The 20,824-nt window shown below is 48.8% G+C and carries 19 protein-coding genes and 1 pseudogene; 16 read left to right on the top strand and 4 right to left on the bottom strand.

The genetic code is table 11. The annotated features are described in order from the left end of the window. The 12 genes from WG8_RS28890 to WG8_RS20570 form a co-directional block, all read left to right on the top strand. Positions 1-250: hypothetical protein (locus tag WG8_RS28890; RefSeq protein ID WP_007432180.1), on the top strand; the 250-nt coding region annotated here is incomplete at its 5' end. Further along, positions 247-1,593 (top strand): GH1 family beta-glucosidase, encoded by a 1,347-nt coding sequence (locus WG8_RS20620; protein ID WP_007432179.1) that lies wholly within the window; start codon positions 247-249, stop codon positions 1,591-1,593. The genes WG8_RS28890 and WG8_RS20620, both read left to right, overlap by 4 nt. Before the next feature lie 215 nt (positions 1,594-1,808). Beyond that, positions 1,809-2,057 (top strand): hypothetical protein, encoded by a 249-nt coding sequence (locus WG8_RS20615; protein ID WP_007432178.1) that lies wholly within the window; start codon positions 1,809-1,811, stop codon positions 2,055-2,057. A 341-nt stretch (positions 2,058-2,398) separates the two neighbouring features. Beyond that, on the top strand, positions 2,399-3,376 hold the full coding sequence (gene cyoA / locus WG8_RS20610) for a ubiquinol oxidase subunit II (RefSeq protein WP_007432177.1): 978 nt from the start codon (positions 2,399-2,401) through the stop codon (positions 3,374-3,376). 25 nt (positions 3,377-3,401) lie between these two features. Next, positions 3,402-5,378, top strand: coding sequence for a cbb3-type cytochrome c oxidase subunit I (locus tag WG8_RS20605; RefSeq protein ID WP_007432176.1), 1,977 nt, complete (start codon positions 3,402-3,404; stop codon positions 5,376-5,378). After that, a complete protein-coding gene (gene cyoC, locus WG8_RS20600) occupies positions 5,378-5,986 on the top strand; it encodes a cytochrome o ubiquinol oxidase subunit III (RefSeq protein WP_007432175.1) in 609 nt (202 codons plus the stop codon). Before WG8_RS20605 ends, cyoC begins: the two co-directional genes overlap by 1 nt. Further along, positions 5,987-6,322, top strand: coding sequence for a cytochrome o ubiquinol oxidase subunit IV (gene cyoD, locus WG8_RS20595; RefSeq protein ID WP_007432174.1), 336 nt, complete (start codon positions 5,987-5,989; stop codon positions 6,320-6,322). A 186-nt stretch (positions 6,323-6,508) separates the two neighbouring features. Beyond that, positions 6,509-7,630 (top strand): NADH:flavin oxidoreductase, encoded by a 1,122-nt coding sequence (locus tag WG8_RS20590; RefSeq protein WP_007432173.1) that lies wholly within the window; start codon positions 6,509-6,511, stop codon positions 7,628-7,630. A gap of 157 nt (positions 7,631-7,787) precedes the next feature. Next, positions 7,788-8,156 (top strand): ArsR/SmtB family transcription factor, encoded by a 369-nt coding sequence (locus WG8_RS20585; protein ID WP_007432172.1) that lies wholly within the window; start codon positions 7,788-7,790, stop codon positions 8,154-8,156. Between the two features lie 186 nt (positions 8,157-8,342). After that, positions 8,343-10,673, top strand: a complete 2,331-nt coding sequence (locus WG8_RS20580) for a heavy metal translocating P-type ATPase (RefSeq protein WP_007432171.1) — start codon at positions 8,343-8,345, stop codon at positions 10,671-10,673. A 337-nt stretch (positions 10,674-11,010) separates the two neighbouring features. Then, entirely contained in the window at positions 11,011-12,462 is a 1,452-nt protein-coding gene (locus WG8_RS20575) for a hypothetical protein (protein WP_007432170.1), read from the top strand. A 320-nt stretch (positions 12,463-12,782) separates the two neighbouring features. Further along, positions 12,783-14,765: a heavy metal translocating P-type ATPase gene (locus WG8_RS20570; protein ID WP_007432169.1), complete on the top strand. Its 1,983-nt coding sequence runs from the start codon at positions 12,783-12,785 to the stop codon at positions 14,763-14,765. A gap of 140 nt (positions 14,766-14,905) precedes the next feature. On the opposite strand, the gene WG8_RS20565 is transcribed toward WG8_RS20570, so the two are convergent. Further along, positions 14,906-16,429 (bottom strand): DHA2 family efflux MFS transporter permease subunit, encoded by a 1,524-nt coding sequence (locus WG8_RS20565; RefSeq protein WP_043891292.1) that lies wholly within the window; start codon positions 16,427-16,429, stop codon positions 14,906-14,908. A 9-nt stretch (positions 16,430-16,438) separates the two neighbouring features. Next, complete coding sequence (locus WG8_RS20560) at positions 16,439-17,074, bottom strand: HlyD family secretion protein (RefSeq protein WP_007432167.1); 636 nt, start codon at positions 17,072-17,074, stop codon at positions 16,439-16,441. Between the two features lie 131 nt (positions 17,075-17,205). Here WG8_RS20560 and WG8_RS20555 point away from each other — a divergent pair, with 131 nt between their 5' ends. Both WG8_RS20555 and WG8_RS20550 read left to right on the top strand, forming a co-directional pair. Then, positions 17,206-17,760 (top strand): NAD(P)H-dependent oxidoreductase, encoded by a 555-nt coding sequence (locus WG8_RS20555; protein ID WP_007432166.1) that lies wholly within the window; start codon positions 17,206-17,208, stop codon positions 17,758-17,760. A 10-nt stretch (positions 17,761-17,770) separates the two neighbouring features. Then, positions 17,771-18,256, top strand: coding sequence for a hypothetical protein (locus WG8_RS20550; protein ID WP_007432165.1), 486 nt, complete (start codon positions 17,771-17,773; stop codon positions 18,254-18,256). A 78-nt stretch (positions 18,257-18,334) separates the two neighbouring features. Here WG8_RS20550 and WG8_RS20545 read toward each other — a convergent pair whose 3' ends face one another. Next, the gene (locus WG8_RS20545; RefSeq protein WP_007432164.1) at positions 18,335-19,066 is read right to left on the bottom strand and encodes a ZIP family metal transporter; all 732 of its coding nucleotides are present in this window, start codon (positions 19,064-19,066) and stop codon (positions 18,335-18,337) included. Between the two features lie 279 nt (positions 19,067-19,345). Between WG8_RS20545 and trxB the strand changes: the two genes are divergently transcribed. Continuing rightward, on the top strand, positions 19,346-20,287 hold the full coding sequence (gene trxB / locus WG8_RS20540) for a thioredoxin-disulfide reductase (RefSeq protein ID WP_007432163.1): 942 nt from the start codon (positions 19,346-19,348) through the stop codon (positions 20,285-20,287). Positions 20,288-20,347: 60 nt separating this feature from the next. Then, positions 20,348-20,578, top strand: coding sequence for a glutaredoxin family protein (locus WG8_RS20535; RefSeq protein WP_007432162.1), 231 nt, complete (start codon positions 20,348-20,350; stop codon positions 20,576-20,578). Positions 20,579-20,643: 65 nt separating this feature from the next. Here WG8_RS20535 and WG8_RS28885 read toward each other — a convergent pair. Further along, a pseudogene (locus WG8_RS28885) lies at positions 20,644-20,824 on the bottom strand (ROK family protein); the annotation flags it as partial.

Here is a 20,824-nt window from a genome sequence, read left to right as displayed (position 1 = left end):
GCGGGGGCGTGGCGGGATGACGGTCAGCATAGAATGGTCCGGTTCCCGGCTCGCCCGTGCGGAACTTATCGCATCTGTCCCGACAGGTAATTGCATCATTCGCTGTGCACAGCCCTTTAGCGCAGATGCCCGGCAAGCCCAGCCTGATCCAGAGCACGGTGGATTCATTCTGTCATGGATTTTTACCAAAGAGCAGGAAATAACGGACGGACATATGATTATTATTCATGGAGAGGAAGATCGAATATGACCATTTTTCAATTTCCGCAGGACTTTATGTGGGGAACGGCAACGGCAGCCTATCAAATTGAGGGGGCTTATCAGGAGGGGGGAAGAAGCCTGTCCATTTGGGATACCTTTGCCCATACGCCTGGCAAGGTGTTTAACGGAGATAACGGAAATGTAGCTTGCGACAGCTATCATCGCTACGAGGAGGATATCCGGCTGATGAAGGAGCTGGGCATTCGTACATATCGTTTTTCGGTGTCATGGCCGCGTATATTCCCGAATGGTGACGGTGAAGTCAACCAAGAAGGCTTGGACTATTATCATCGCGTAGTCGACTTGTTGAACGAAAACGGGATTGAACCGTTTTGCACACTGTATCACTGGGATTTGCCACAGGTGCTTCAGGATGCGGGAGGCTGGGAAAATCGCCGCACGATTCAGGCATTTGTCCAGTTTGCCGAAACGATGTTCCGCGAGTTCCACGGGAAAATACATCATTGGCTCACATTTAATGAACCGTGGTGCATCGCTTTTTTATCCAATATGCTGGGCGTTCACGCCCCTGGTCTGACGAATCTCCAGACAGCCATCGATGTGGGACATCATCTGCTGGTTGCACATGGCCTTTCTGTGCGTCGTTTCCGCGAGCTGGGCACCAGTGGTCAGATTGGCATCGCGCCCAATGTCTCATGGGCTGTACCCTACAGCACTTCCGAGGAAGACAAAGCCGCTTGCGCACGCACGATTTCTCTGCACAGTGACTGGTTTCTCCAGCCTATTTATCAAGGCTCATATCCACAGTTTTTGGTAGACTGGTTTGCGGAGCAGGGAGCCAGCGTACCGATTCAAGATGGGGATATGGACATCATTCGTGAACCGATTGATATGATCGGCATCAATTACTATAGTATGTCCGTTAATCGCTTTAATCCCGAAGCCGGGTTCCTTCAATCCGAAGAGATCAATATGGGACTGCCAGTCACGGATATCGGCTGGCCGGTGGAATCACGTGGGCTGTATGAGGTACTGCATTATTTGCAAAAATACGGCAACATCGACATTTACATTACAGAGAACGGGGCATGTATCAACGATGACATTGTGAACGGCAAGGTTCAGGATGACCGTCGTATTTCGTATATGCGTCAGCATTTGGTGCAGGTACACCGGGCTATTCATGACGGGCTTCATGTCAAAGGATATATGGCATGGTCACTGATGGACAACTTTGAGTGGGCAGAAGGGTACAATATGAGATTTGGCATGATTCATGTCGATTTCCGCACACAGGTCCGCACCCCCAAGGAAAGCTATTACTGGTATCAAAATGTGGTCAATAATAATTGGCTGGAGACCAGACGCTAAAAAAGATCTGTTTTGCAATAGCGGAGCTGGTTCCGTCTTCACTCCCTTTGGTTTGAACAGCAGGTCCTTCGGGGTAATAATAGCCAGGATATATTACAGGTTGTTCCAAGTATGTATAGATCAAAGGGAATAAAAAAGCAAGATATGTGCATACTGACAAAAATACCTGACGAGGGCGTTTGAAACTATTTTTTAGACTGGAGGGAGTGAAGAGGATGGCTGCGAATTTTAGGAAATCAGGCTCAACTGACTACCAAATGAGTCGCATGGTATCTGCTATCGCGTGGATTGCCTGCATTGCAGGTATTATTCTTATTTTGTTTGATCTGGGGAATTTGAGTGATCGTAATATATATTTAATGACAGGTATTGGCTGCTTCGCTGCCGGAATATTTATTTTTCTCATTGGAAAAGCGTTTGTCATTGCCCGTAAGAAGGAAGACCAGGAAAATGGCCGCAGTTAACATAAATAAAAGTGAAAGAACATATCCAATAAAAACAACATCGTGGGTCTTCGAGCAGTGTAGCGTGATAACTGTACGGAGGCCCGCTTTTTGCTTTAATATAGCTTCTTTGCGATACATAAATATCGTATTTTATGTCATTTTTTTAGTAATAAATGATTTTTGAATTTGCAAGAGAAAATTTATTTTTAGAGAGGTTTTTCACAAAAAACGGACAAATAATCGACAATTTTGTTAACAATAAAAAAAGTGACCGCTTTTCTGCTATCTTATATAGGGGAAACATTACAGGAGTTCGTTAGTTTTGAGTAATTTACTATTTCTAAGGAGAGGGGAACAACATGAACAAAAAACCAAAAGCGATTATTGCGTTGGTTTTGACCGTGCTCACGGTAGCATTGCTCATTTGGACGTGTTTTTATGCTGGCGGAAAATACGTTGTTTTCGATCCGAAAGGACCCGTTGGGCAAGCACAAAAAGAGCTGATCATTATTACGACGGCTTTGTCTGCGCTTATAATCGTACCGGTCATGATTTTGACTTTCTTCATCATTTGGCGCTATCGTGACACAGCGACTAACAAAGTAAAGTATCAACCCCACTGGGATGACAGCAAAAAGCTGGAAACCGTGTGGTGGGCTATTCCAATTATCGTTATCTGTATTATTGCGGTCATCACTGCGAGATATACCTACTTGCTGGAGCCTTCCAAGCCGCTCGCAAGTACACAAAAGCCAGTAACCATTCAAGTGACTTCACTGGACTGGAAATGGCTCTTTATGTATCCGGAGGAAGGTATAGCTACAGTTAACCAAGTTCACATTCCTAAAGGTGTTCCAGTCCGTTTTGAACTGACTGCCGATGCCCCGATGAACTCGTTCTGGATTCCGCAATTGGGCGGTCAAATCTACACCATGTCAGGCATGGCTATGAAACTGCATTTGCAGGCCGATCACGAAGGAACTTACTTTGGTTCGGGTGCAAACTTTAGCGGTGAGCATTTTGGACAAATGCGATTTGATGTAGAAGTCCAGTCGGATGAAGCGTATAAAAACTGGGTCGCTGACATCAAGAAGCAGTCCAAACCGTTGACAAAGGACGGCTATTTGGCGCTTGCAAAACCAGGTTTGTCCCAGCCTGATGAGTATTCTTCGATTCCCGACGGATTGTTCCAGGACATCGTAACCAAATACGTAGTAGACGGTGCTTCCAATCCGCATGCAGGACATGGAGCATCCACTGAAGGTTCTTCCAAGTCCGGCACAGAAGATAAAAGTGCAATGGACATGAGTCATATGAATATGAGCGGACACAATTAAATGATTATAGGGAAGGAGGCTCCCAATGCTTGATAAAATAAAAGAGTTTGCATCCACTTTCTTCGTTACTGGAGATCCGATGATTTATGGAGCGGACGTTTCCATCGCTCTTGCGACGATCGGGATCGTGTTTGTGCTCACTTATTTCAAAAAATGGGGCTGGCTTTGGAAAAACTGGTTGACGACTGTTGACCATAAAAAAGTCGGTATCATGTATATCCTCGCGTCCATCCTGATGCTATTCCGCGGTGGCGTGGATGCCTTATTGATGCGTATTCAACTTGCTTCACCGGATGTTACATTGCTGCATCCTGAGCATTACAATCAGATCTTTACAACACATGGCACGATCATGATCTTGTTTATGGCGATGCCTTTGATGTTTGGTTTGTTTAATATCGCGGTACCGCTTCAAATTGGTGCGCGCGACGTAGCGTTCCCTTTCCTGAACGCACTGAGCTTCTGGCTTTTCTTTATGGGAGCGATGTTGTTCAACCTGTCCTTCGTTATTGGCGGTTCGCCAGATGCAGGCTGGTTGAGTTATCCGCCGCTTTCAGAATTGCAATTTAGTCCCGGCGTCGGCGAGAACTTCTATATCTGGGGTATTCAGATTTCGGGTATAGGTTCATTGGCTACTGGGATCAACTTTATTGTTACCATTATTAAAATGCGCGCACCTGGTATGACCTGGATGAAAATGCCTGTCTTTACGTGGTCCGTATTTTCATCGTGTGTTATTATCATTTTCGCGTTCCCGATTCTGACGATTACTTTGGCTTTGCTATTCCTTGACCGCTTCGGAGGAGGACACTTCTTTACCCTTGACTTTGGCGGCAACCCGATGATGTATATCAACCTGATTTGGATGTGGGGTCATCCTGAGGTATACATTGTAGTATTGCCTGCTTTCGGTATTTATTCCGAGGTCATTAGCGTATTCTCCAAAAAGAAATTGTTTGGCTACAAATCCATGGTTTACGCCATGTTCATTATTGCGATCCTGTCCTTCTTCACCTGGGCGCATCACTTCTTCACGATGGGATCAGGCGCAGATGTCAATGCATTCTTTGCGATTTCGACGATGGTTATCGCAATCCCGACAGGGGTTAAGGTGTTTAACTGGCTGTTCACGATGTATCGGGGTAAAATCGAATTTAAAACTCCGATGATGTGGTCTATTGCTTTTATTCCGAACTTCCTGATTGCAGGTTTGACGGGCGTCATGTTGTCTGTAGCACCTGCGGACTTCCAGTTCCATAACAGTTACTTCCTGATCGCTCACTTCCACTCCGCTCTGATTGGCGGTGTAGTGTTCGGCTATCTGGCAGGTCTGTACTACTGGTGGCCTAAAATGTTCGGATTCACACTGCCTGAAACGCCTGGCAAATGGGCTTTCTGGTTCTGGAACATCGGATTCTATGTATGTTTCATTCCGCAGTATTCCCTCGGTCTGATGGGTATGACACGTCGTCTGAGCACTTACGGCTGGGATACCGGCTGGCAGCCGCTTAACTTTGTTTCAACCATTGGGGCATTCCTGATGGGGATTGGTTTCTTGTTCCAGGTTCTTCAAATTCTGCTGGGTATCAAGAATTTCCGCAAGCTGAAGGATACAACAGGCGATCCTTGGGGTGGTCATACGCTCGAATGGTCGATTCCTTCACCTGCACCGGAGTACAATTTTGCTACCATCCCGCAAGTAGAAGAACGTGACGACTGGTGGGCAGAAAAAGACAAACGTGCAAAAGGTATTTTCAGAAAGCAACCACCAATTGAAGCAATTCATATGCCGAAAAATTCGGCGATTCCGTTCATTATGTCAGTGTTCTTTTTCATCGCAGGCTTTGGGTTCGTATTCGGTTGGTCGTTCTTCTATATTCCAGGGCTGATCGGTGTGGCAATTTGTATGATTTGCCGCTCGTTCTTCTCCTATGATGCCGATTACTATATTCCTGCAGATGAAGTAAAACGCACGGAAGCCGCAATAAGGGGGTCTGTATAATGGCACAAGCTGCAGCACATCATAGCCATGATCATGACCACGGGCATCACGATCCGCAAGAATTGAAGATGCTTGGTTTTTGGATCTTTCTTGTAACGGACGTGATCCTGTTCAGTACCTTGTTTGCAACCTTCGTTGTCCTTCGGAACAATACGGCCGGAGGGCCGGGGGGCGCAGAGCTGTTTAACATGACAGGGGTTATTATTGAAACGTTCCTCTTGCTTACAAGCAGCTTTACAAGTGGTCTGGCCGTGTTGGCCATGAACAAAGGAAGCCTGAAGGGATTAATCAGCTGGTTAATCGTGACGGCGATCTTGGGTCTTGGTTTTATCGGTTTTGAAGTTTACGAGTTTGTTGAAATGGTACACGAAGGAGCCAATTTTGGAACCAGTGCGTTCCTGTCGGCATTCTTCACACTGGTCGGTACGCACGGACTTCACGTTTCCTTGGGTCTGGTGTGGATGATCGGACTCATGTTCCAGGTGAAAAAGCGTGGGCTTACTCCTGAAACGAAGGGTAAAGTCTCAGCATTGAGCTTGTACTGGCACTTTTTGGACGCTGTCTGGATCTTCTTGCTGTCAGTTGTCTATTTGATGGGGGTGATGTAGGTGGCACAGCATCAATCAGGAGCAGGTTCGCATGGTCATGATGATTCTCACGGTTCAGTGAAATCCTATGTTATCGGGTTTATTCTGTCCATCGTACTGACCATCATTCCTCTCGGTGTGGTTATGAATCATATGTTGAGCCGCACTTCAACCATGGTCGTTATTTTGGCCACGGCAGTGCTGCAATTCCTGGTTCAGCTTTTCTTCTTCATGCACATCCGTGAGAGCAATGGACCACGCTGGAATGTCATGACTTTGATCTTCGGGGTAGTTATCCTGTTGACCATTGTGGGTGGTTCCGTGTGGATTATGGAATACAACATGGTAGCACACTAATTAATGGTGCTTAGCAACACTGTAGTAAGAGAGGAATCGGCATTCAGCTGATTCCTCTTTTTTCGTGAAATCTATTTTAAAAAGAAAACTGTGGCTTCTTGAACTCAAGTTTACATATGTGTAAAATGGAATTGTATAACAGATGAGTAAAAACGATAATACTATTGAGAGTGGAGGAACAAAGTAATGAATACCGAGTTATTGTTTAGTCCTTTTCAAGCAGGTAATTTAGCTCTGCCCAATCGGATCGTTATGGCTCCCATGACACGGAATTTTTCGCCTCAAGGCATCCCGGGGCCTGAGGTTGCCGAGTATTATCGTCGCCGTGCGGAAAATGCTGTTGGCTTGATTATTACGGAGGGAACCGCAATTAATCACCCAGCGGCTGTGGAAAGCACAGGTATTCCCAACTTTTATGGTGATGGATTGAAAGGGTGGGCGAAGGTCGTTGAAGAAGTCCATGCGGCTGGCGGCAAAATTATCCCCCAGCTCTGGCATGTGGGTACTGCCCGCAAAATAGGCGCGTCAAACCAGCCGAATCCTGAGGCGCTGCCTGTCGGTCCGTCCGGGATCTCGCCTTCCGGTGAAAAAGTTGTTGAGCCGTTGACCGAGACCGAGATTGCTGATATTATCGCAGCCTTTGCACAGGCTGCTGCTGATGCCAAGCGGGTGGGTTTTGACGGTATTGAGCTTCATGGAGCACATGGCTATTTAATTGATCAGTTTTTCTGGGATAAAACGAACAAACGTACAGACCAATACGGGGGCGATTTGGTTCAGCGTACCCGGTTTGCGGTGGAGGTTATTGAGGCTTGCCGTCGTGCAGTGGGGCCGGATTTCCCGATCGTACTGCGGTTTTCCCAGTGGAAAATGTATCACTATGATGAAAAATTGGCACATACACCGGAGGAGCTTGAACAGTTTCTGGCTCCGTTGGTCAAGGCCGGGGTGGATGTATTTCACTGCTCTAGCCGGCGCTTTTGGGAACCGGAATTTGCAGGGTCTGATTTGAATTTGGCGGCCTGGACCAAAAAGCTAACAGGCAAACCCGTTATTACGGTAGGCTCCGTTGGTTTGGAAAGGGCTTTTCTGAGTGAACGGGAAAATAATCACAGAGAGAACGATAGATCTAATAGCGTACAGGCGAGACTGGAACAGCTTGTTGGTCTGGTAGAGCGGGAAGAGGTTGATTTGGTTGCGGTTGGACGGGCTTTATTGGTAGACCCGGCATTTGCGGTCAAGCTGCGCGATCATCAGACAGAAGAAATTATCCCTTACAGTGATGAAGTTTTGAAATCATTGAATTAAGCTTGCTTTGAATGCAATGTCATAGAGCGCTGGCAGAGCCAGTCAATGGAGACTTGAAGTTTCCCTGTTACAGGGCAAGCTGTAATATAAGCTATTCGTAAATTCTACGAATTTGCTATAATAGGAGTATCAAGTCGAAACACATGGGGTGAAAAGGATGAATTCTGAAACGGAAGCTTTGGATTGCGAGCCGGCTTGTCACGGTTCAGACCAAGAAATTGAGCGCATAAAATCTTCCCTTGTCGAGGATTCCATCGCATACAAAATGTCGGAGCTTTTCAAAGCACTGGGTGATCCGACACGGATCAAGCTCATATACGCCCTGGCTCAAAAGGAGCTGTGTGTTCATGATTTGACTCAGGTGTTGAACATGGGGCAATCTGCGGTATCTCATCAGCTTCGTTACTTGCGCAACCTGCGTATTGTCAAACGGCGGAAGGAAGGCAAGACGGTGTTTTATTCGTTGGATGATAATCATGTGGAGCAGATCTTTTTGCAAACCCACCAGCACATTTCACATCAATAGTTTTATTGGATAAACATCAGCAGGGCGCCAAAGAATTGGCGCTCTTTTGGTGTATGTCCGGTGAATTTGATTTTTTTATGAACATGGGCCATTATCATTGACTTCTGATCCTGATTCTGAATATAATGGCCTTAACAAATCATGTATGAACAAGTGCTCATATATAGTTATTGGAGGCCAATAAATATGGATGCTCTGAAAAAAATGGAACGTCACGAATGGATTCTGGATGGCTTGGATTGTGCCAACTGCGCTCTAAAGATTGAAAATGGAGTCAGTAAAATAGAAGGCGTGCTTGATTGCTCGGTCAATTTTGTTACGAAGACGTTGTCGATGACCGCAAGCTCGGACCAAAAAGAAGAGATTTTTCGCCAAACGGAACAAAAGGTTCACAGACTGGAGCCTCATGTTCGGATGATTGTCAAAAATGCTCGGGGACGGTTGCGTGAAGATAGTCGAAGTGAAGCTGGCACAGTGCATACAGGCAGCACGGAGGACTGCGCATGCGGTCATGAGCATGCTGGTCATACTCATAGCCATGAAGCACATGGCGAGGAAGCATATGTGCACAACGGGCATGACCATGCCACCCATGCTCATTCGCATGGAGATGACAGCCACGCCGGGCATACCCATGATCACGGTACGGACGGTATGCGCCGCATGATTGCACGTTTGGCTGCAGGTGCAGTCATTGCAGCTGTTGCCTGGTGGTTGCCCGTGGAAGGTATAGGCAAGTTGGCGCTGTTCTTGCTGGCATATATCATCGTCGGCGGTGATGTGGTCCTGCAGGCTGCACGCAGCTTGGTACGGGGAATGGCCTTTGATGAGTACTTTCTGATGACGCTGGCAACTGTTGGAGCCTTTGCAATCGGGGAATACCCGGAAGGCGTAGCCGTCATGTTCTTTTATCAAATCGGAGAGCTGTTCCAAGGCGTTGCTGTCAACCGTTCCCGCAAATCCATCAGTGATCTGATGGATATTCGACCGGACTATGCCAACCTGAAGACGGCTGACTCTGTACGGAGGGTTTCGCCAGAGGACGTTCGGATAGGTGATTTGATCGTAATTAAGCCGGGAGAGAAGATTCCGCTCGATGGCAAGGTTGTGGACGGTAAGTCGCATGTGGATACCTCGGCGTTGACAGGTGAATCTGTGCCTCGTACCATTGAGCCGGGAAGCAGCGTATTGAGTGGATTTATGAATACGAACGGACTTCTGACCGTAGAGGTCAGCAAGGAATTTGGCGAATCCACAGTCTCCAAAATTTTGGAGCTGGTGCAAAATGCGAGCGCCAAAAAAGCGCCGACTGAAAAGTTTATCACCAAGTTTTCCAGATACTATACTCCTGTTGTAGTTATCGTCGCGCTGCTGCTGGCGGTCATTCCGCCGCTTGTCGTACCGGGTGCACAGTTTGCAGATTGGGTATATCGTGCGCTCGTTTTCCTCGTTATCTCTTGTCCGTGTGCGCTGGTGGTATCCATTCCGCTCGGCTTCTTTGGTGGAATCGGGGCAGCTTCACGTTCAGGTATCCTGATCAAGGGCGGGAACTATCTTGAAGCCCTGAATCATGTAAAATATGCTGTTTTTGATAAAACAGGTACGCTCACCAAAGGTGTTTTCCGCGTGACAGGGGTTTACCCTGCGGATGGCTTTACGAAGGAAAGCTTACTGGAAACTGCTGCATTGGCGGAACTGCACTCCACGCATCCTATCGCAGCATCTCTGCGCGAATCCTTTGGTCAAGAGCTTCAACCTGAGCGGGTTCAGCAATATAGTGAAATATCCGGTCACGGGATTCAGGCACAGATTGATGGTCGTCTGGTGTTGGCCGGGAATGCGAAGCTGATGGAGCGGGAGCATGTTGCTTTTGACGCAGCGCAGCAGGCAGGGACGCTGGATGAGGGAACGGTCGTTCATGTGGCCGTGGATAGTGCTTATGCCGGATGTATTCTGATCTCGGATGAGGTCAAGGAGGACGCAGCGAAGACAATTGCTTCACTGAAAAAGCTGGGTGTGGTGAAAACCATCATGCTAACGGGTGACAATCGGACGGTTGCTGAGGCTGTAGGGCGTCAACTGGGCCTGGATGAAGTACGGGCAGAGCTGTTGCCTCAGCATAAAGCCGAAGCAATTGAGCAGCTGTCTGCAACTAAGAAAACAGGCGACAAGGTTTTATTTGTGGGCGACGGGATCAATGATACCCCTGTACTGGCGCTGGCGGACGTAGGTGTAGCGATGGGTGGCTTGGGTTCTGACGCTGCGATTGAGGCAGCGGATATCGTAATCATGAACGATGAGCCTGCAAGACTGGTTACGGCGATTCATATCGCCAAGCATACACGTCGTATCGTATGGCAAAATATTATATTTGCGTTAGGTATCAAAGCGGTATTTCTCACGTTGGGCGCGTTCGGTATTGCTACCATGTGGGAGGCTGTATTTTCCGATGTAGGTGTAACATTGCTGGCTGTATTGAATGTGATGCGTGTATTAAAGGCCCGTTCTTACGAATAAAACTTACGAACTAAAACTTACGTAGTACAAAATCAAACACTCCTGGATTAACATTGGATGTATGCATCCTGTGAAATCCGGGGGTGTTTTTTTTATAACCAGCATGTTTTGAATGGTGTTTGTTGTCAGCAGTAATGGAGGTTGATTTTATGATTTCCGATCGTTGTACAGAGATGTATAAATGTGGGCTGTACCTAATACGTTAAGGTAGGGACTTTACAGCAAAGCTCATCTGAATTCCATTTGGCGTCTAATTAGTAAGCGTTTTCTTTTTTTGGTGGAATACTCGAATTCTTGTATGCCAACCTGCTGGCGGAAGAAAGGAAGGATTAGTAGCATGGAGGCTAAACTGATGCATGTATTCACAGGGCTGTGGGATAGCAAAAACAGCGGGGATCGCGAAGACCCCGAGCCGGGAAGGGAGGCTGCTGCTGCACAGAGACTGGCTATCGAGTCGGTGCTCGCCGGGCGCAATGAAGTATCTGCCTCACAGCAGGAAGACCCGTTGGGCTGGCTGATCGGAATAGTCGAACAGGGCAAGATCAGCCAAGAGGAGGCATTGCTGGCGGTGACCCCGGAGTTGCTTGGGGAAATAACGCTGAATAAGGGTAACACCGATAGCAGGAAAGCGATAGATACACTGTTAAAATGGAGCGATGAATACAGACATACACCGATACGGATTTATGGGGATGCTTCTGAAAATGTGAATCGTTTAAGCACCATGCCGGCATCTATCCCAGATATAGAAAGCTTTGACGGCTACAGCCTTTTGCACGGCCCCTTGTCACAGACGTCCAGCCGTGTTGGGGAATTATGCTATGCCTATCTGGATGCTGCAGAATCTGGACAGATGAATCCTGTCCCTAATGGGAAGCCCAACCCCATCCCTATTCCAGGCTCCTGTGCATCAGACACGTACAAAACGTTTAACAAGGCGTCTGGTTTGCCTGGTTTGTGTGAACATTTGTCCCGCCGAATTATCGGTCTGCTGGAAACGGAGTATGAAGGCTTGTTCGAATCTTTGAACGGATCACCGCTCAGTATAGCCTTGATCGAACAGAATAACGTGGTGGGCATCGGCAGCCTGCAAGATATGCAATTGGAAGCATTGCTGCGTGCTGCATTGCGAAGCGTTCGCCAGGGAGGAGAGCCTCGTCTGGAGATTTTGGTGCGCAATCCGGCTGACGTTAGCCAATTCCGGGCAACCCGGGACTGGATTGACGGTGTTGCCGAGCAAACCTTATGTGGACGTCTGCGTTGTATTCCGTATCGGGTAGGCGTTTTATTGACGGTAGACGTGTCTATGAAGCCTGACGAAAGCCAACCACGGAATGGACATTCCGGGGAGCACGCCAGCACCAATCATATGCCGGAAGTGAACGCACAACAGATCAAGCAGGCGTCTCAAGCGGCGGATATGGCACGTTTTGCTGATATGATGATTTTAGAGGTCACCCCTATTGTATCCGCTAACAATGAGGCTGAGGAGCGATTATATCCGGCTTGCGCGAATGATTGTAGAAACAGTGCCGCTGCGCTCAATGGCATAACGGAGGCTATTCGGGGTGTAAAGTCTGAGCTTCCGATCTGGTTGGCGTTAGCTGAAATTTATCCGTCTCTGGATGGGGCTTCATTCTGGGGAAACGAGCTGACGGGGATCATCTGTCCGAATGAAGCCGTTCCAGCTGCACGCATAGGGACTGCGCGTTGTGGAATTCTGCAGCGCTCGGAGCAGCAGCATTCATCGGATGTTTTACACAAATATGCGCAGCAATTTCCACTGTAGTACCAAAGCTCGAAGGTAACACGAAATTCAAATGCGGACTGCTGTAAAATCAAAAGGGTGCCTGCGTTATTTACGTGGGTATCCTTTTAATTTGGGACCTTGCGGGTTTACAACCAGAAAAAGAGGGTATATAATAAAACAAAAGTTTCATTAAACCAAAACAATTGTATTAATGCAAAAATGATTATCATTCTCATTTGCCAAACATGCTGCTTCGGGCTTCCCGAAGCAGCATGTGCTATTTTAAGGGCCTTAACAATGGATATCATTCTCAATGAGATGCAGGTACAAAGAACAAATACGGAAAGGAATGTGACATGATGCAAGCTGTTCAACAACTTCAAGAGACCTTATCTTCTTCTGCTCAGATACGTTCAAAAAGCAGTGGCAGCGGGCGGCCCGGCCCGAATCGCAAACCACAGTTTCAGCTTAAAAGCATGCTGAAAAACAAGGAGATGCAGGCTGCTCTCGGCAGCGGAATGCTGATGCTGATGGCATGGGGCATTTCGCATTGGTCGCAATGGCTATCGGTCATCCTGTATGTGGTGTCCTATGCCCTGGGGGGATGGTCCAAGGCCAGAGAAGGAGTAGAAACACTGATCCGTGAGCGTGATCTGGATGTTAATCTGCTCATGATTGCAGCATCCCTGGGGGCTGCGACGATCGGCTATTGGAATGAAGGAGCCATGCTGATCTTTATTTTTGCACTCAGCGGTGCGCTGGAGAGCTATACCACCGAGCGCAGCAGTAAGGATATTTCCGAACTGATGGCATTGAAGCCGGAGACGGCCTTGCGATTGTCCTCTGAGGGAACAGAAACAGTCGGCATTGAGCAATTGCTGCCAGGTGATCTACTGTTGGTAAAGCCGGGCGAACTGATTCCAGCGGACGGCCGAATTTCCAAGGGCGTGTCGGCGGTGAATCAGGCATCCATTACCGGGGAATCCGTTCCGGTGAATAAGGTGGAGGGTGACGAGGTATATGCAGGCACCGTTAATGGGGAAGGCGTGCTGTACGTAGAGGTTAGCCAGTCCTCTGAAAACACTTTATTTTCGAAAATCATTCGCATGGTCGAAGAAGCTCAGACTGAAGTTCCTGATTCGCAACGGTTTATCAAAAGGTTCGAGTCGATGTATGCCCGGATTGTTGTTGTGGCCACGCTGATCGTCATTGCAGGTGCACCTATCGCATTAGGCTGGACGTGGGCAGCGGCGTTTTACAAGGCCATGGTGTTTCTCGTCGTGGCCTCGCCATGTGCCCTTGTGTCATCCATTATGCCAGTGATGCTGTCGGCCATTTCCAACCGTGCCCGCCGGGGTATCCTGTTCAAAGGCGGCGCGCATGTGGAAAATATGGCATTGACTTCTGTTGTTGCTTTTGACAAAACAGGCACGCTAACGATGGGAGCACCTGTCTTAACCGATTGGATTACCGCTGCAGACTACGATTCCGACGAGCTTTTGCATATTGTCGCCACGATTGAAAGCTATTCAATGCATCCGCTGGCCCGAGCGATTGTAGATAAAGCCGAAGCCAAGTTGGGACAAAGGGAGCTTCTTGCAGCCGAGCAAGTGCAGGCACTCACCGGATGGGGGATGGAAGGCATGATCGGCGGGGTGAAGTGGAAAATCGGTCGCACAGATGTGCTGGATGAACCTGGTCCTCTGGCAGAGCCAGCGTGGATAGAGGCTCGCACCCGGCTGGAGGCCGAGGGCAAAACGGTATCGATCATCCTCGCGGATGACCGGATTGCCGGAATGCTGGCGCTGCGTGACGAGTTGCGTCCACAGGCGCAGGAGTCCGTGAAACGCCTGCAAGCACAGGGCATCCGGGTCGTCATGCTGACCGGAGATCGGCCGGAAACCGCCGCCGTGATCGCGGCGCAGGCTGGAGTCGACGCCGTATATGCCGGCTTGCTGCCGGAGGACAAGGTCAGCCATATTCGCATGTTGCGGGAGCAATACGGGCATGTTGTCATGGTCGGCGATGGTGTGAATGATGCCCCGGCGTTGACAGCAGCAACCGTAGGACTCGGCATGGGAATGAATGGCAGCGGAGCTGCGCTAGAGGTTGCCGACGTCGTGCTGATGAACGACGGAATTGAAGAGATCGCTCCGACGATAGCACTGGCGCGCAAGGCGCAACGGGTGGTCAAGCAAAATATGATCTTCGCCATAAGCGTCATTCTGCTGCTGGTGGTCAGCAACTTTGTGCAGGATATAGCCCTGCCATTTGGTGTGATTGGGCATGAGGGCAGCACGCTGCTTGTTATTTTAAACGGCTTGCGCTTGCTGAGGTCATAAGCTAATAAAATCACAAAACAGGAAGGAGCATTCAACTCCCTTAATATCCAAGGGGGTGAATGCTCCTTCTTGTGCAGTGCCAGCCTATCTTGTATACAAAGTAAGCCCATCTATACATCTGGCTCGCCGATGCTGGACGTCTATCTTCGGCGCGGTGTAGAGCGCCGCAAGAATAGGGAAAAGACGAGTCCCGCTAACGCAATCCCTGTAGCGATGATGAAGGCATCATTAATACCATGGATCGTCGATTCCGTAACGGCACTGCGATATACCTGCTGCAGTGCCAGCGCAGAGCCGGTTTCCGGCGAAACACCAGCCGTTTGCGCGAGAGTTTGTCCCAGTTGTGCCACCCCTTCCGTAACAGAGGCATTGGCTGTGGTAGCGACATTCGCATAATCGGCCAAATGAATCGTAGTCCGACTGCTCATAACGGTAATAAGCCAAGCGGTACCAATGGAACCGGCGATTTGCCGCACTGTATTAGACATGGCTGTGCCGTGGCTGCCAAGATGGGGAGGTAACTGATTAAGCCCTTCCGTCTGTACGGACATCATCAGCAGCGACAGACCAAAGCTGCGAATCGTATAGATGACCATAATGTGTCCGTAGGTGGTGGCATCGGTCAGCAGGCTGAATTCCCATGTCGTCACTGCTGTAATGATCAATCCGATAATCGCCAACGGCCTCGCACCGATACGGTCGAAAACCGCCCCTGAGATCGGTGACATTACCCCCATCAGCAATGCGCCTGGCAACAGCAGCAGACCGGATTGCAGCGGTGTAAAGCCGCGTATATTTTGTAAATAAATCGGCAGTAGCAGCATCCCGCCGAACATTGTCATATTGACGGTAGCCCCAACCAGTGTAGAAACCGTAAAGATATCGTATTTAAACACCCGAAATTCCAGCATAGGCTCTAACATGCTTAGCTCACGTACGACAAAAAATACAATAAATACGACCCCGACAGCGAGTGAAAGTATAACTGTATTGCTGCTCCAGCCCTTGTCTCCGGCGGAACTAAAGCCATACAACAGTAGGCCGAAGCCCAGCGTGGAAAAAATGGTTCCCATCAGGTCAAAATGCGGCTTCGTCAGCTTGGACACATTTTTGAGCCAGCGTACGGCGAACAGAATATCAATGACCGCCAGCGGGATAACCAGCAAAAATAGCAGCCTCCAGCTATAATGCTCTACAATCCAGCCGGATAAAGTGGGTCCGACCGCCGGGGCAAACATCATAGCGATACCCATCGTACCCATGGCAGCGCCACGTTTTTCCGGGGGGAATACCGTCAGGAATACGTTCATGACCACAGGCATGATGATGCCCGCTCCGCTGGCCTGAATGACGCGTCCGACCAGCATCGGTGCAAAGCCGGTACTGGCAGTACAGACGACAGACCCGGCGGTGAACAGCCCCATCGCGGAGATAAAAAGCGCACGGGTTCCGAATGATTCAATCAAAAAAGCGGTGATTGGAATCAGAATCCCGTTCGTCAGCATATATCCGGTGGATAGCCACTGAACGGTAGTAGCTGACACATTGAAATCATTCATCAGGTGTGGAATAGCCACGTTAAGCAGTGTTTGGTTTAAAATAGAAATGAAGGCGCCCAGCAACAGTACGGACAGAATGCGTCCGACGGACATTTTTTGATCCATGACAGCCTCCTACTTGTGAACTCTGATGGTTGCACTCATCCCCGGGATAATACCCAACCCTTTGTAGCCTTGAATGGATATGTTGACAGGTACGACCTGTGTCACCTTGGTATAGTTGGCAGTAGTGTTGGAGGTAGGCAGTAGCGAAAAGGTCGATGCGGTCGCCAGGCCAATCTTTTCGAGCTTGCCGGAAAGGGAAGTGTCCGGAAATGCATCAATATATACATCCACTGTCTGTCCAACTTGAAGATCTTTTACAGCTGTTTCGTCTATATTGGCGGTTATCCACAAATTGTTTAGATCAAAAGCCTTCGCCAAGGGTGTACCCACCCCAACAATCGAGTTGTTCACCGCTGATTGCTGCACAATAGTGCCATCGGTTGGAATTGTGATGCTAATCCGGCCTCCGCCTCCCTCTACCGTACCGAGTGTATTTCCGGCGGTATAGGTTTTGCCAACCTCGGCATTCCAGCCTGTGAGCTTGCCCGCGCCCGGAGAGGCAACGGTAACCGCTTGTCCGCTCACTTGGGCATTGTCGGTCTTTATGTAGTTGGCGGATTGATTGTAGTAATAGGCGGCGGCTCCGCCTCCTGCCAGAATAATGATAATAACCAGCAGATTGACTAATATGGCGCGTGAATTCATGCTGCATGCCTCCCTAGTTCTTGGATTTTCAAAGTATGCGCCATATGTTTCATAATATTCAGATGGATTTCGGGAGAGGATAAGAGCGCATGCGAAAAGGATGATTTTGCAGACAAAGGATGATGCGCATAATGACGACCAGTATCATGATTGTATATGACAGTGAAAATGGGCATACCGAGCGTCTTGCTCGTTCAATCGCAGAGGGCGCGCGCCAGGAGCACACGGAAGTGCTGCTAAAGCATGTGAATGAGGCCGATGTGAAAGAGCTGGGGAGTGTAGACGCCATTATATGGGGATGCCCGGGCCATTTTGGCACGATCAGCAGTGGTCTGAAAAGCTGGATTGATAAGCTCGGGTATTTGTGGGCGCAGGGCAAGCTGGTGGATAAAATCGGCGCGGTGTTCTGCACAACCGCTACAGTTCATGGCGGCTTGGAATCAACACTTCTGAATTTGATCACCCCGATGCTTCATCAAGGCATGATTATTGTAGGACTGCCCGCCAATATTGCGGAAAATGCACTCTACGGTTCTTATTACGGCGTAGGGGTAACCTGTCCGGTGGAGACAGACCCCAATGGGCCGCCAAATTTTCCAACAGGTGATGATCTTGCATTAGGTCGCTCTTTGGGCAAACGGGTCGCTGAGATGGCAGGACGGTACCGTAGCGCTGCAAGAGAATAGGAGGCCGCCCATGACCATTGCTTTTATCGGAGTAGCTGCGGTTGCCCTTATTTTTTTGCTGGTATTTAATACGAAGATGGTGCGCAAGTCTTCACCGAAGGCTCGCCAAGCCGAGGAGGATTCACGGCAAAGAAGCAAGCGTCCTTATCCTGTGCAAGTGGAGCCCGAGGTACGGGAGCTGCCGGATCATGCGCGAGAGGCACAGCATAAGGCTATTGATGCCAGCGAACATCATGCCGAGGAGCATCACAAAGTGCTTGATACCCATGCGGATGTGAACCTGGAAAGGGAGCGTAGGGATCACCGGGATACTTATCAGGATACTTCTCAGGATACTTACGATGATCAGGATTATCGGGCGGCTTTACGTGGATTTGCTGGAAAGAGCGAGGAAAAGGATGGACGCTCCAAAATGACCCATGGAGAGAATGAGACTCCGAAAAGTAAGGACGAGCAGTACCGTGAAGCACTGCGCTCCATGAACCGGAACAAATAAGATTGTTCATTGAACACGCTAAAAGGCTGCTTTTCTGTCTGGATTACAGGCAGAAGGCAGCCTTTTTGTGTTGTCCGGCTATAGCCATTCGGTTAGCCCAATCATCGTAATCAGGCCGAGAATAAAAGAGAATGTGGCGATCCGCTGGTTGCCGTCTCCATGACTTTCGGGGATCAGCTCCTTGTAGACGATAAACATCATGGCTCCGGCGGCAAAAGCAAGGCCATAAGGCACCAATCCGTTCACCCAGCTGCTCAAATAAAAACCGATCAGACTCGTGATGATTTCCACAGCTCCGGTAAGGGTGGCAATACCCAATGCCTTGAAACGGCCGATGTTTTGATTTACGAGAAATAAGGCTACGATAAAGCCTTCCGGGGCATTTTGCAAGCCGATTGAAAAGGCGATCAGATCGCCGAGATTTTGGGTTTCACTTGCATAGCTGACTCCGACGGAAAGCCCCTCCGGCAAATTGTGCAGCGTAATAGCCGCAATGATCAGAAAAGATTTGGACTCCAGCTGAAAGGTCTTGGAATCCGGGTCCTCCAGGTCGGCATGGGGGATATATCTTTCCATCACCAATAATACGAGACAGCCGAGCAAGATGCCTGCAGACAGCACAAACCAATTGGAATGCCGGATGGCTTCGGGAATCAGGTTATACACGGATGCAGAGGTCATGATTCCTGCGGCATAAGCCAGCAGAACATCGCGAAGCCGATGCGTAACATTGCGCATAAATAATATGGGCACAGCACCTAGTCCAGTGGACAGGGCAGAAATAAGACTGCCTACAAAAACATCATTCATAATCGGGATAACCCCTCCATACCTATTAATCTTCCAGCGTCGCTTCATGAAAACTTCATTTGACTGTTTACAGCTATTTCCGCATAATGAAATTAGGATTTAGAATCAGTCTAAGTCACAGGAAGCTATTAAACAAGAGATTTGTTTTTGCAACAGCTGGTGCCCATATTTTGGGATGAGCTTCTGGCAGAACTGCTTTTAGAGTATATGCAGCAGCCTAGCGCCCGGGACCGAAAACTGGCTATATAATACTTATGATATTTTAGGAGGAACCAAGATATGTACAAGTCTATTATTATAGGTACCGGCCCTGCCGGTCTGACCGCTGCGATCTATCTGGCACGTGCCAACATGAACCCACTGGTGATCGAGGGACCACAGCCAGGCGGACAATTGACCACAACTACAGAGGTTGAAAACTTCCCTGGATTTCCTGAAGGAATCATGGGACCGGATTTGATGGATAATATGCGTAAGCAAGCGGAGCGTTTTGGCGCTGAATTCCGTACAGGGTGGGTGAACAAGGTAGACACAACCGCTCGCCCATTTACATTGGATGTTGAGGGTTTGGGTGAACTGGTTACCGACACACTGATCATTTCCACAGGCGCAACTGCGAAATACCTGGGGATTCCCGGCGAACAGGACAACATCGGACGCGGCGTGAGCACTTGCGCAACCTGTGACGGGTTCTTTTTCCGCGGCAAGGAAATTGTGGTTATCGGCGGTGGGGATTCTGCGTTGGAGGAAGCCAACTTCCTGACACGCTTTGCCTCCAAAGTAACGCTGGTACATCGCCGTGAAGAACTGCGCGCCTCCAAAATTATGCAGGATCGTGCTCGCGCCAATAGCAAAATTGAGTGGGCACTCAACCGTACGCCTGTAGAAGTGATTGCTGACGAGAACGGGGTAACCGGCTTGAAAGTGCTGAACAATGCAACAGGCAAAGAGGAAATCATTACAGTTAGCGGCGTATTCGTGGCGATCGGTCACCATCCGAACACAGGCTTCCTCGAAGGTCAAATAACAACTGATGCGAACGGTTATATCGTGGTGAAACCTGGCACTTCTGAAACGAACATACCTGGCGTATTCGCTTGCGGCGACGTGCAGGATACACGCTACAGACAAGCGATTACAGCAGCAGGCAGCGGCTGCATGGCCGCTATGGACAGCGAGAAGTATATCGAAAGCCTGGAGCACAGCGCAATGGCTCTGTAATAATTTGTTCAGGTCCGAATAAATATAATATTTATAACCATAATTGATGAGGTGATATTCATGGAAAAAGCAATTGTATACACATCTACAAACTGCCCGCATTGCCGTCAAGTCAAAAGCTATTTGAGTGAAAAGGGCGTAGAGTACGAAGAACGCAACATCGAAACGAATGAAGCCTTCGCGCAAGAGGTATGGGATATGGGTATTCGTGCTGTTCCATTAACTCTGATCGGGGAAGAACGTATTTCCGGTATGAACAAAACCAAGTTTGAAAAAGTGTTGAACGCTTAATCAGCTTAGGGAATAATGAAAATAAAAAGGCGTATAGGAACTTTAGTGTTCCTGTACGCCTTTTTTTACAGAGATACCCGTACACGCCCGAGAAAGGGGGCTGTCGCTGCATAGGCGGCGCCTAACATAGTCGAACGGCTGCCAAGCGTGGAAAAACGGATTTGTAGCTGTCGACGGTGATAGGGCAGGGCGCGTTCATCAATTACCTCACGCATACTCTGTTCCAGCCATGGTCTGGCTTCCGCC

It is taken from the genome of Paenibacillus sp. Aloe-11, from assembly GCF_000245715.1.
Classification (GTDB): Bacteria; Bacillota; Bacilli; order Paenibacillales; family Paenibacillaceae; genus Paenibacillus; species Paenibacillus kribbensis.
The sequence above is the reverse complement of the archived record's forward strand: the minus strand, read 5'-3'. Positions and strand labels throughout refer to the sequence as shown.

Coding starts and splice junctions, on each gene's coding strand:
- WG8_RS20565 (WP_043891292.1), bottom strand. CDS start 16,429: ATGGATCAAAAAATGTCCGTCGGACGCATTCTGTCCGTACTGTTGCTG.
- WG8_RS20580 (WP_007432171.1), top strand. CDS start 8,343: ATGGATGCTCTGAAAAAAATGGAACGTCACGAATGGATTCTGGATGGC.
- cyoA (WP_007432177.1), top strand. CDS start 2,399: ATGAACAAAAAACCAAAAGCGATTATTGCGTTGGTTTTGACCGTGCTC.
- WG8_RS20545 (WP_007432164.1), bottom strand. CDS start 19,066: ATGAATGATGTTTTTGTAGGCAGTCTTATTTCTGCCCTGTCCACTGGA.
- WG8_RS20555 (WP_007432166.1), top strand. CDS start 17,206: ATGACGACCAGTATCATGATTGTATATGACAGTGAAAATGGGCATACC.
- cyoC (WP_007432175.1), top strand. CDS start 5,378: ATGGCACAAGCTGCAGCACATCATAGCCATGATCATGACCACGGGCAT.
- WG8_RS20535 (WP_007432162.1), top strand. CDS start 20,348: ATGGAAAAAGCAATTGTATACACATCTACAAACTGCCCGCATTGCCGT.
- trxB (WP_007432163.1), top strand. CDS start 19,346: ATGTACAAGTCTATTATTATAGGTACCGGCCCTGCCGGTCTGACCGCT.
- WG8_RS20590 (WP_007432173.1), top strand. CDS start 6,509: ATGAATACCGAGTTATTGTTTAGTCCTTTTCAAGCAGGTAATTTAGCT.
- WG8_RS20585 (WP_007432172.1), top strand. CDS start 7,788: ATGAATTCTGAAACGGAAGCTTTGGATTGCGAGCCGGCTTGTCACGGT.
- WG8_RS20620 (WP_007432179.1), top strand. CDS start 247: ATGACCATTTTTCAATTTCCGCAGGACTTTATGTGGGGAACGGCAACG.
- WG8_RS20575 (WP_007432170.1), top strand. CDS start 11,011: ATGGAGGCTAAACTGATGCATGTATTCACAGGGCTGTGGGATAGCAAA.
- WG8_RS20560 (WP_007432167.1), bottom strand. CDS start 17,074: ATGAATTCACGCGCCATATTAGTCAATCTGCTGGTTATTATCATTATT.
- WG8_RS20550 (WP_007432165.1), top strand. CDS start 17,771: ATGACCATTGCTTTTATCGGAGTAGCTGCGGTTGCCCTTATTTTTTTG.
- WG8_RS20605 (WP_007432176.1), top strand. CDS start 3,402: ATGCTTGATAAAATAAAAGAGTTTGCATCCACTTTCTTCGTTACTGGA.
- WG8_RS20615 (WP_007432178.1), top strand. CDS start 1,809: ATGGCTGCGAATTTTAGGAAATCAGGCTCAACTGACTACCAAATGAGT.
- WG8_RS20570 (WP_007432169.1), top strand. CDS start 12,783: ATGCAAGCTGTTCAACAACTTCAAGAGACCTTATCTTCTTCTGCTCAG.